This is a genomic window from Candidatus Albibeggiatoa sp. nov. BB20 (assembly GCA_016744725.1).
Classification (GTDB): domain Bacteria; phylum Pseudomonadota; class Gammaproteobacteria; order Beggiatoales; family Beggiatoaceae; genus Albibeggiatoa.
Window position 1 is genome coordinate 26,052 of sequence record JADGDW010000015.1, and the last position, 12,416, is coordinate 38,467.

The 12,416-nt window shown below is 37.3% G+C and carries 8 protein-coding genes; 6 read left to right on the forward strand and 2 right to left on the reverse strand.

The annotated features are described in order from the left end of the window. Nucleotides 1-86: 86 nt before the first annotated feature. The gene (gene glmS / locus ABXH34_RS03135) at nt 87-1,925 is read right to left on the reverse strand and encodes a glutamine--fructose-6-phosphate transaminase (isomerizing) (RefSeq protein ID WP_353570404.1); all 1,839 of its coding nucleotides are present in this window, start codon (nt 1,923-1,925) and stop codon (nt 87-89) included. A 163-nt stretch (nt 1,926-2,088) separates the two neighbouring features. Between glmS and ABXH34_RS03140 the strand changes: the two genes are divergently transcribed. From ABXH34_RS03140 to ABXH34_RS03165, 6 genes are all read left to right on the forward strand, one after another. Continuing rightward, entirely contained in the window at nt 2,089-2,625 is a 537-nt protein-coding gene (locus ABXH34_RS03140) for an RNA polymerase sigma factor (protein ID WP_353570405.1), read from the forward strand. Further along, the gene (locus tag ABXH34_RS03145; protein WP_353570406.1) at nt 2,625-3,254 is read left to right on the forward strand and encodes a hypothetical protein; all 630 of its coding nucleotides are present in this window, start codon (nt 2,625-2,627) and stop codon (nt 3,252-3,254) included. Before ABXH34_RS03140 ends, ABXH34_RS03145 begins: the two co-directional genes overlap by 1 nt. Before the next feature lie 10 nt (nt 3,255-3,264). Continuing rightward, on the forward strand, nt 3,265-4,677 hold the full coding sequence (locus tag ABXH34_RS03150; RefSeq protein WP_353570407.1) for a cytochrome c peroxidase: 1,413 nt from the start codon (nt 3,265-3,267) through the stop codon (nt 4,675-4,677). Between the two features lie 170 nt (nt 4,678-4,847). Further along, on the forward strand, nt 4,848-5,648 hold the full coding sequence (locus ABXH34_RS03155) for a hypothetical protein (protein WP_353570408.1): 801 nt from the start codon (nt 4,848-4,850) through the stop codon (nt 5,646-5,648). A 3-nt stretch (nt 5,649-5,651) separates the two neighbouring features. Continuing rightward, nucleotides 5,652-6,788, forward strand: coding sequence for an MFS transporter (locus tag ABXH34_RS03160; RefSeq protein ID WP_353570409.1), 1,137 nt, complete (start codon nt 5,652-5,654; stop codon nt 6,786-6,788). 397 nt (nt 6,789-7,185) lie between these two features. Beyond that, nucleotides 7,186-10,962: a sensor histidine kinase gene (locus ABXH34_RS03165; RefSeq protein ID WP_353570410.1), complete on the forward strand. Its 3,777-nt coding sequence runs from the start codon at nt 7,186-7,188 to the stop codon at nt 10,960-10,962. Nucleotides 10,963-11,165: 203 nt separating this feature from the next. Here ABXH34_RS03165 and ABXH34_RS03170 read toward each other — a convergent pair whose 3' ends face one another. Continuing rightward, nucleotides 11,166-12,368 (reverse strand): J domain-containing protein, encoded by a 1,203-nt coding sequence (locus ABXH34_RS03170; protein WP_353570411.1) that lies wholly within the window; start codon nt 12,366-12,368, stop codon nt 11,166-11,168. Nucleotides 12,369-12,416: the final 48 nt, after the last annotated feature.

Sequence of the window (12,416 nt, forward strand, 5' to 3'; positions counted from 1 at the left end):
TGCAAAGAGTATTCCATAGGTATTAATATAGCATGAAGGGCAAGAAAATCAAGAGAATATGCCTTGACAAAAATATAAAGCAATGATTACTCAACTGTCACTGACTTTGCCAAATTTCTGGGTTGATCAACATCTGTACCTTTAATCAATGCCACATGATACGCTAAAAGTTGCAATGGAATAGTATAGACAAAAGGTGACAAAATATCGTCAATTTCACCTAGTTCTACAACTTGAATATAATCCGAAGCCTGCATTACCGCTTGATGATTAGCAAATACTAATAAATGACCACCACGTGCATGAACCTCCTGCAAATTCGATTTTAGCTTTTCCTGTAACGCATCATTTGGCGCGACGGCAATCACAGGCATATCTGCATCCACTAATGCTAATGGACCATGCTTCAATTCACCTGCTGGATACGCTTCAGCATGAATATAGGAAATTTCTTTTAACTTCAAAGCCCCTTCCATTGCAATCGGATAATGTACCCCACGTCCTAAAAATAAAGCGTGATGCTTGTCTGCAAATAATTCAGCTAATTGTTTAATTTGAGGATTGAGTTTACTGATAAGACTTTCAATTAATTGCGGTAATGTGGCTAATGATTTCAATACTCGATTTTCTAGTTCCACTTGCTGATTATGATAACGGCCTAAAATTAAGGTTAATAATAATAAAGCCATTAATTGGGTTGTGAATGCCTTGGTTGATGCGACTCCAATTTCAGGACCTGCATGAGTCATCAGCACCAAATCGGTTTCCCGTACAAGAGAACTTTCTGGCACATTACAGATGGCTAAACTTGCACCAAAACCCAGTTTTTTAGCCTCACGTAAGGCTGCTAATGTATCGGTTGTTTCTCCTGACTGTGACAAAGCAACAACTAAAGTATCAGGATGCGCAAGTGGTTGCCGATAGCGAAACTCACTGGCCACTTCCACAGTACAAGGGATTCTTGCCAACGACTCAATCCAATAACGTGCAACCATACCCGCATGGTAACTTGTACCACAGGCAATAATTTGAACAGCTTTAACTTGCTGAAAAATATCCGCCGCTTTAGGGCCAAATGCCGCTTCAAGTACCTTACCTTGGCCAATCCGTCCCATCAAAGTATTACGCAGAGCCTGAGGCTGTTCAAATATCTCTTTAAGCATGTAATGTCGGTATTCACCACGTTCAACAGCATCTAATTGCAATTGGCTATGATGTTCTTGACGTTGCACTTTTTGACCTGTCAAATCAGTAATATCAACATTATCACGCTGTAAGCAAACAATATCCCCATCTTCTAGGAAAATCATACGTTGGGTGACAGGAATTAAAGCCGCAACATCAGATGCAATAAAGTTTTCTCCGATCCCTAAGCCAATAACCAAAGGGCTACCGTGCCGTGCTGCAAGTAAAGTAGTATTATCTAAATGGCTGATAACTGCTAAAGAATAAGAGCCTTCCAATAGTTGTAATGTTTGTTTGAATGCGGACAATAAATCGTTGCTAAAACGTAGGCAGTAATGGATTTGGTGGGCAACCACTTCAGTATCTGTGTCTGAGGAAAATTCATAACCACGTTGTTCAAGATTGGCACGCAATTCTGCATGATTTTCAATGATGCCGTTATGGACTACTGCAACCGTGTCCCGAGAAATATGAGGATGAGCATTTTCTTTACTGGGTTTGCCATGGGTTGCCCAGCGAGTGTGTGCAATGCCTGTAGAGGAGCACAGTGAAGTTTGATGCAATGCAGATGCTAAGCTACTAACCTTGCCCTGAACCCGTTGTCTTTCTAAGCTATTCGACTGGAAGTCAATAATGGCTACACCCGCAGAATCGTAGCCTCGATACTCCAACCGCTTCAAACCTTCTAGCAAAATAGGAACGACATCACGTTCAGCAACACCACCGATAATACCGCACATAAACCACTACCCTTAATCACAGCTAAATGACCCGCATTGTAACTGATTTTCAGATTGGATTAATCACCTATCAATATTTTGAACAATATTTAATTTGAGTCAGATGGAATAAACCACACCATAAACCCCACTTTATTATAAACGCATTTTTATGGAGTCTTATGTGGGCGAACGTCAGCAGTTTAGTGGCTGGATCAGTACCCATCATCCTATATTGTTTAAGCAAGCATTATGGATGACGGGTAATCATGAGCTGGCAAACGAATCGGTACAAGAAGCATTTTATCAAGCATGGCAAGCACGTAAGACTTTACGAGATAAGACCAAAGTGCGGGCATGGTTGCTAACCATTTTGCGGCGGGTGATTTATCGGCACTATGAATCTAATTCAGTCTATTTAAAAACTGAGCTTTCAGATGAGATGCTGGCAGATACATCGATGCAAACCACGGAATTGATGTTAGACCTTAATCGTTGTCTGCAATATTTACCACTGCAACAACGTGAATTAATTTTATATCACAGCTTGCAAAGTCTCAGTTATAAGCAAATCAGCCAAATATTAGATATTCCTATCGGTACAGTCATGAGCCGTTTAGCCCGCGCCCGACAGAATTTAAAACGTTTATGGGATGAAGAACCTAGCGATTTAAATCAACACGCTAATGTCATTCCATTATCAGTAAAGCGAGTCCCATAATGAATAAACAGCCTCTCGATGATGAACAATTACAACATCTTTTGCATTCGCCAATCATTCCACATGATTTAGAGCAGCAATTACAAGCCAATTTTGCCCAACAATTGATGCAGAAAAATCATACCACAAGCCAATATAAACGATTTGCATTAGCCGCTAGTGTGATTTTAGTGATTAGCGTGTTGTTTTTATCCAGCTTTTGGATAGGTGCGCCAACGCATTCACCTTTATTTATTCGCAGTGCGGTGGCACATATTGGCGAAGAAACCCATTTAGCAGGTGAACTAACCCCGTTAACTTATGGTCTCAAACAATACCGTTTACATCTACCACTTGAGCAAGCCACGCTCAGCATGATTAAAGATTGTTGGGTCGATGGACGTTTAGTTAAACATTTACGCTTTCAATACCCTGATGGTGTAGTGATTGAATTAATGCTTTCCCCTACGCCTTTTCCTCAAGGTGTTGAGCCTGATTGTATTGGGCAACATCGACATTTGCATTGGCTTAGTTTACAGCCCCGTTCAGATTTATTTGTGTTGGCTTTTTATCAGCAGCAACCGCTTCAGCAACGCGCCATAACACTGGTTTCACAACTTACAGAAGTTTCTCACTCAATTAATCCTTAAGGAGTTTTTTATGTTGATACGTCATTATCTCAGTCCCTTTTTATTGCTATTACCGCTCAATAGCTGGGCAATACCTGAATTATCCGCCTTACCCCCTGTAACTGAAAACCCAGATAATCGTTACACTGAAGCCCGTATGATTTTGGGACGTGCTTTGTTTTTTGATAATCGAATTTCTGCATCAGGAACAATGAATTGTGCTTCTTGCCATTTGCCACATCAAGGTTGGACAACACATACTGCTTTATCACCTGCAAACCCTGGATGGGTTGAACGCCGCAACTCACCGACGTTGTTAAATGTAGGACATAATAAAGCCTTAATTTGGGATGGACGCGCATGGCCGTTGGAAAAGCAAGCCATTGGTTCGACTAAAAATCCCTTACACAAAGGGCAAAATATTGATAAATTGATGGCAACGTTTAACGCCGATCCTGACATGGTTAAAATGTTTAAAACAGCGTATGACAGCAAGCCGAATGTCGCTGATTATGGTAAAGCCCTCGCGGTATTCCAACGCCATTTTATTGTGACAGGTGACAGCCCATTTGATTTATATATGAAAGGCGATAAAACTGCACTCAATGAAACTGCATTGCGTGGTATGGATTTATTCAAAGGTAAAGCAGGCTGTATTGATTGTCATCATGGTGGCAATTTCACTGATTCGGATTTTCATAATGTGGGCTTGAAAAAAACTGCGATATTGGATAGCGAAGCCCATCAAAAAGCATTGAAATTCGATACCAAACGCACAGGGATTAAAGAATGGGAAACCACCACAACCGATTTAGGACGCTATTTAATTAGTAAAGATGTGGCAGATACCGCGAAATTCAAAACCCCTACTTTACGCAATTTAGCAGACACTTACCCGTATATGCACGATGGACGTTATCAGACGTTGGAGCAAGTGATTGAACATTTTAATCGTGGTGGTGACCAAATCCCAAATCAAGACCCACGTATCAAACCGTTGGATTTAACTGAAGCTGAAAAACAGGATTTATTGGTATTTTTGCAGTCTTTGCAAGGCGCGTTACCTGACATCAAAATGGAAGATTGGGTACGCCAAGTCGATGGCAGTGATAGTGTTGATGGTGAAATTTTGTTTAAAACCAAAGGGACTTGTGTCAATTGTCATCAGCTAGATGGAAAAGGGATCGAGGGTGTGTTCCCTCCATTAGCAGCTAATAAACATGTCACAGCAGGGAATGGTGATTATGTGGCAAAAACAATTTTACGTGGTCGTCATGGCAAGCTTGAAGTAAATGGGCAAACCTTTATGGCAACCATGCCACCGATTGGGATTCAACAAAATTTAAGTGATGCAGAAGTTGCGGCGATTGCCAGTTATATCCGTCAGGCATGGGGCAATCAAGCAGATAAAGTTACATCTGAACAAGTGAAGGCGCAACGTTAAAACCCATCCGTAGTAGATTCTATATTCATTGTCATCATATTTTCTAGCAAATAGGGCTGCCAGTTCTTCAAAGACTGATAGTCCTACCTAAACTAGATAGTTACTATTATTTATAATATCGCTATACTATGTGTCATTCGTACAATCATCAAAAATCAATGACTTGAATTATGTGGCCATTTAAACCAAAGTTGAATTTTTACGTTGTATTGCGACAAAGCCCTAATTGGCACACGATTACGACAGCAGAATTTGAGCAACAATCCAAAGCCTTTTGCCGCTTAATTGGTCGTCCTGAAAATTTAGTCAATGAAATTGTAAGCCTTTGGAATCAAAGTTTCGGAATTTCATTTTTTGCCACCAGACAAACTTTAAAACAGATTGCACAGCAAAGCCTTCAAAAAGTCAAAAATATCCACATTATCAGCATAGATCAGCTCCAACGACTTGAACAAATGAATTCAGGTACTTATCTGTTTATTGATGATGATGACTGGATTCAACCTAATATTAGCGATTTTTTCTCATCACAAGATATTGATGATTTTGATGGCTATCGCTGGGGTTCAGTTAATTTTGATGGACGCAAGGCTGAATTGATTGTCAGAAGAACATTTGACGAAACGTGTTTCACCAATAATTATGCGGTCAGTTCACGCTATTTAAATGCGCAAAGTTTAGATTCTGTATATCAACATTGGATTGCAACCGCCACTTTTCAGCAATTACAAATCAAACAATGTCCTTATTATTTAACAGTTACCAATAAGCATCCCGCCTCAACCGTTTATTTAGAACATAGCCTAGCGAATGATTTTTCTAGCCAACGATTAATCTCTGTTGTCAGAGAGTTTAATCAGAAAATGCAGCTTTTAGAAACGTGCGATTTAGCAGAATTAGGCTGGGCAAAACCCTATATGCAACAAACTAGAGGTTTTTATCAAGAATTATTGGCCAGTGCGAAAGGCTAATTAATGTTAGCGATCATACTCTATCTCGCAAGTATCAGCTTTTGCGTATTATATGCTCCCCAACCTTTACTCCCTTTGTTGAGTGAACAATTTAATATTGCTCCAGAATATACCAGTTTACTGATTACGGTTACTTTATTGCCATTGGGTGTTGCGCCCGTGTTGTATGGTTATGTACTGGAAGCCATGCCTTCAAAAACATTGCTCAAATATAGTTTTACATTGCTCACCATCAGTGAAATCGGGTTTATTTTTGCCAATGATTTTTGGACATTGCTTGCTATTCGAAGTTTTCAAGGTCTGCTATTTCCTGCCATATTTACTGCTTTAATGACTTATATTTCGACAACAGCCACCCAATCCCAACTTAAAAAGCAAGTTGCATTTTATATTGCAGCAACTATTTTAGGCGGATTTCTTGGACGTTTCATTGCTGGAATCACAGCGGCTTATATGGATTGGCATTGGGCTTTTGTAATATTGAGTATGGGTTTAATGCTGGGTTTTATTTTATTATTTTTCTTAGAGCAAGATACTAAATTACATTTACTGCGTCCTACTTGGTCTGCAGTATATAAAGTATTTCGGCAACCCATTTTTACACGGATTTATCTAATTATATTTTTAACTTTTTTTTGTTTCGCTTCGATCCTTAATGTATTACCATTCAGGTTAACGAGCTTAAATCAGCAAATATCTGAATTTCAAATTGCTTTAGCATACTCAGGCTACTTAGTTGGCATTATTGCCGCATTAAATTCGGTGTGGATCAGTGATAAAATAGGAGAACACTACGCTATTATCATTGGATTAAGCTTATATGCTGTTGCATTAATGTTATTTTTCATTCCTGATGATACGGTGTTTTTTGCCAATATGTTTTTATTTTGTGGTGGAATGTTTTTAGTACATAGTATTCTATCCAGTCACTTGAATCATCTAGCTCAGCATAACAAAGGCCTTATCAATGGATTATATATTGCTTGCTATTATGCGGGTGGGACGCTAGGTTCTTATGTTCCAAATTACTTATATCGTTTAGGTGGTTGGGATATATATTTACTGTTTTTGCTTTGTTTAGTCGGTATCGCTTTGTGGATAATTTATGACTTACTTAAATTAGAAGCTGTACACAAATAGTGATAAATATCATCAAAAAATAATACTAATAAATCAATTAGATATAAAGTGTACAAAAATCAATATCGAATAGATGTTTTAAATCCTAAAATAACTTAAAAATTAATCCCATAACGACCGTCGGTATAAATATGACAGGCTTTTATAAAATGTAGTTCTTAGGACAAAAAAAGCCCAATTTTGGCATGAAATAATCATGTTTAGGCAAGAAATAATAGTGTAAAATAAATTGATAGCGTAACAAGCTATTTTAGGGGGGTGAGCATCAGCCTGAAAATATATATTGTTACCAATTTTCTCAGTATTTACGAAAATCAGCTTAAATATTTTATTGGGTTTTTATACAAGGTAAGGTGTAAAAACTTAACATATAAATACTCTGGTATGGGGAACCCTTATGCAAAAACTTATATTATACGCGCTAAGTTTATTACTTTTCTATAGTCAATATAGTGGTGCTCAGAATCTCAAGTTTGAACATTTTGCTGTTGCTGAAGGTTTATCTCATTCTACGGCTACATGTGCTTTGCAAGATTCTCAAGGTTTCTTATGGTTTTGCACAGAAGATGGTTTAAATAAGTTTGATGGTTATAATTTTACTATTTATAGAACTAATATTGATGATTTGAACAGCTTAAGCAGCAGCTTTGTTAGTGATGTTGCTGAAGATAAAGAGGGTATTCTATGGATGGCAACAAATACAGGTTTAAATCGCTTTGACCCTAAAACAGAATCTTTTACCCATTATTTTCATGAACCCAATAATCCCAATAGTATAAGCAGCAATGATTTAGTTAATGTTTTTATTGATAAGCGCGGCGATTTATGGGTTAGTACTGCAACCGCAGGCCTTAATCATCTCAATTTGAAAACAGGACAATTTACACACTATAAACACGAGCCCAATAATCCTAATAGTCTAGCAGGTAATAATTTTAAAGGAACAACACATATTTTTGAGGATAGTCATGGCTATTTATGGTTTGGAACATGGGGACAAGGCTTAAACCGTTTTGATAGAGAAACAAATACTTTTAAATTATATACAACTGAAACCCATAACTTAGTTGGCAATAGTATTTATTCTATCCGAGAAACGATAGATAAAAAACGTTTATGGGTTGCAACAGTTGATGGATTAGATTTGCTCGATGATATAACGGGCAACGTAACAAACCACATGAATGATGTCACGGTCATTGATATTTTATTAGAAGATGATAATAAGCTGATCGCCGTTTGTGATTCATCAGGTTATGCTTTTACAGTGTATGACCTTAAAACAGGTAAACTGGAACCACATAATTTAGACCAAGCAGACCCTTACAGTATTAACGGTTACCCCATGGGTATATTAAAAGACCACCAAGGTAATATCTGGGTTCCAACGTGGGGTGGCGGGGTTAATAAGTTAGGTAAGCCTAATGCTTTCCGACATTATTATCATACATTTGGCAGTAAAGGCAATTTAACCAACAATACTATTTATGCTTTTTATGAAGGTTTAGATGGCATAATCTGGATCGGTTCTGAAGGTGGGGGCTTGTGTGGGTTTGATCCAAATGCCCCTCCAAATGAATCTGCATTTACATGCTATCAGCATAATGAAGAAAATCCTGAGACCAGTCTAATTGGTGATGATGTCTATGCTATTTCAGGAGATTCTAAAGGGATATTGTGGATTGCAACTTGGGAAGGTTTTAGTCGCTTTAACCCTAAAACCAAGTCTTTTACCAATTTTGCTCATGATGACAATGACTCAAATACTTTAGCTCATGACCACTTGTATAGTATCCATGTTGATAAAAAAGACCGCGTTTGGGTTGGGACTTGGGAGCAAGGGCTGAGTTTATATAATCAAGAAACAAAACAATTCACTCATTATGGACATGATAACAATGTTAAAAATAGTTTAGGCAATAATCAGGTGATGTATATCAATAGCGATCATAATGGGTTTATATGGATAGCAACGCCAAGTGGCTTAAACCGTTTTGACCCCAAAACAGAAACCTTTACCCATTACACCCATGATAAAAAAGATAAACATTCTATCAGTGGTAATAATATTGCGGCCATTTATGAAGATAATCAACAACGTTTATGGATTGGTACATCGGGTAGCGGGCTTAATCTTTTTGACCCCAAAACAGAAACATTCCAACATTTTACTAGGAAAAGTCATCAACTATCAGGTGATACAATCAATGGTATCATGCAAGATAAACTGGGGCGTCTATGGCTTACAACAAACTTAGGATTAACTTGCTTTAGCCTTGAATTTGGCTCAAACCCTGAATTATCTTGCTATGATCCAAAGCATGATCAAGATAAAGTGATGGCGGTACGTAATTATGATATGGGAGATGGCTTGCAAGCGGGTGAATTTTTCCTAGGTGCTGCTTTAAGCTCGAATACAGGGGAACTGTATGTAGGTGGGCCGGGCGGGTTTAACCGTTTTGATCCTGAATTACTATCCACCAATTTTAATATGCCTGCGGTTGTTTTTACAGATTTTAAATTGTTTAATGAATCTGTGCCCGTTTATAAAGAATCCTTATTAAACCAGAATATTAACTACATTTCCAAAATAACCCTTACCCATAAAGAAAATATTTTTTCGATTCATTTTTCTGCTTTAGATTTTGTTATTCCACATAAAAATCAATATGCTTATCAATTAGTAGGTTTTGATAAAGATTGGGTTTATCTCGATAGCAGTCAACGTTTTACGACTTATACCAATTTACCTGCTGGCACTTATCAATTTAGAGTCAAAGCCAGCAATAATGATGGTATTTGGAATGATGAAGGTAAGCAAGTGACTATTGAAGCGCTTTCTCCGTGGTGGAAAACTTGGTGGGCTTATAGCATCTATTTTCTAGTCATTGCTTGGTTTTTTATTGATCAACAACGTAAGCTACAAAAATCACAAGCTTATAATCAGAAATTACAAGAAATTGATAAATTAAAAGAACAAGCTGTCAAAATTGCTCAAGCTAATGAGCAACGTTTACGTCAGTTTTTAGACGCAGTTCCATTAGGCATTGCCATTTTAAATATTGATGGTAGTACACATTATATGAATCCAAGTGCGCTTAATATTATGGGTATTAATCATCATAAATCCCATGATACAAGCAATATTTCAGAAACCTATCATTTTTATATTGCGGGTACTGCGCGGTATTATCCAAATCAAAGCTTGACTAGCGTACGTGCCTTGAAAGGGGAAAGTAACACTTTGGATGATGTTGAAATTCATCGTGCTGATGGCATTGTTGTGCCAATAGAATCTTGCGGTACACCTATTTTTGATGAACGCCAAAATGTAAAATATGCCATTGTTACGTTCCAAGATATTCGTGAGCGCAAACAAGCTGAAGAAGATCGATTGCGTTTAGTACAGGAACAAGAAGCTAAAAATGTTGCCTTACGCTATAACAAAGAAATTGAAGCTAAAAATATTGAGTTGATTCACTTAAATCAAGAGAAAAATGAATTCCTAGGTATTGCCGCACATGATTTGAAAAACCCACTTGCAGCTATTCGAGGCACAGCGGAATATATACAAGAAGAATTTGAAGTCTTGTCACAAGAAGAGTTGCTTGAAAGTGCGCAAATGGTTGAAACCGCTTCGCGGAAAATGTTTGACTTGATTACTAACTTATTAGATGTAAATGCGATTGAGTCAGGCAAAGTGAATATGAACCTTGAGCAGACAAATCTCTTACCTATTGTTGAAGCCGTGGTTCATGACTACAAAACTCGAGCTGAACATAAAAACATCAATATTCATTTCCAACCTAATCAGGTTAACAATCTCGCTTATGTGGATAAAGGAATTGTACAGCAAGTATTAGATAATTTAGTTTCTAATGCTGTTAAATACTCACCGAGAGAGCGTAATGTTTTTATTCGTTTATATCCTATTCAACAGAAAGTTATTCGGTTTGAAATTAGAGATGAAGGGCTTGGTTTAAGTAAAGAGGATCAAGACAAACTATTTGGTAAGTTTGTGCGTTTAACCCCACGTCCTACTGGTGGTGAACATTCTACTGGCTTAGGTTTGTTCATCGTTAAAAAATTAGTGGATGCAATGGGTGGTGAGGTTTGGTGTGAAAGTGAGCTGGACAAAGGTTCAACATTCTTTGTAGAGTTTAACCAAGCATAAATAGATAGTTATCCTGTTTCACATTTTGAGCCTCTCAAACTTAATGTAAGTATAAATAGAGGCAAAGAAATGATGGGTTTGACTCGTGTCCCGCTTCTATCAGCAACGCATCCCGTTTTGTGTATTGACAGTTTAGTTTGTTTTCGAGATTAAGTGTTATTTTGTGGTTAGCTTTCAATGATGATCATACAGAAACCTAAAAATTACTGGCATTGTTGGCTAATGTAGTTTTTTTCTTGATGAGAAAGTGGCCGCATACCTATTGAGAATTGTCTCAACAACCGACGACATTTTGCACTTATATTTTTAACAGTCGCTTTTTTTGTTATTACTTGGGTATTTGCTTTTGCAATCACGCTTTTTTGTACCGCACGCATTTTATGTTGCAAATGACTTAAGTTAGATGAATGACGATTCACCTTTTTTAAACTGGCAATATAAGTTTTAGCTTGAGACATTCTATGTTGTTTTAAAGCATTCCTAGCCAAATTCACTAAACGCTGTTCAATTTTTGCTAAACCTACATCTATAGCTTGATGATTCGGATACACTTTAGCTAAATTTTGATAACACTGCAAAGCATAACCTTGATAACCTCGAGTCAAACGATTGGCCTGTAAATGCTGCTCACATTGTTCTAATTGAGGTTTTAATTGCATTGTTTTATCTATTTTTTTAGGCTGAACGGGTTTTGTAACAGCTAAAGTTGGCGGTGGCAAACTGATGACTTCACGCTCCACAGCCAAATGATGCCATAATATCGCTTGCTGGCTAAGCTGCTCAAATTTTTCCCAAGTTTCTAACAATTGCTCTGCATAATAAAATTCATGTTGCTGAATTGCTGCTTGTATCAATCCTTGATAATTTTTTGAAAAATTAAAATCGTTCTTATTTAATTCGGCTATTTTCTGTTGTTTAGCAATCACACATTGAGTTTGAGCTGAGATTGACACATTGCTAAAACACTGTTGATAAGCTATTTTTAAATTTTGTAACTGCCTTTCCTTAGCTGCCCGCTGTTTTTGAATTAAAGGCACATTCATCGTTTGTTGCTGCCATGCTTGCGCACGATAATATCCGGGAACTAGTAATAACACCAACACTAAAAATAATAATACTTCACGCCAAGATAATTTGAATGACTTAAGCTTTTTATTCAACCATTGATACAATCTACGATACAATGGCATAGGCATACAATATAGGCTTAACTCGCGACATTGGCGGCGTTTAGCTCGTATTAAGCTTTTATAAGCATTATGTATTTTTATGAATTTTTCTGAATCAGGATTATCACTTATATCAGGGTGATATAAGCGTGCAGTACGATAATAGGCTTGTTTTATTTGCTTTTCACTTGCATTGGGTGATAATTGCAAAATTTCATGGCATTGTTGAATTTGCATCTAAATACCCTCGGTAATTACTTAACTTACTGAATATAACATAAAACC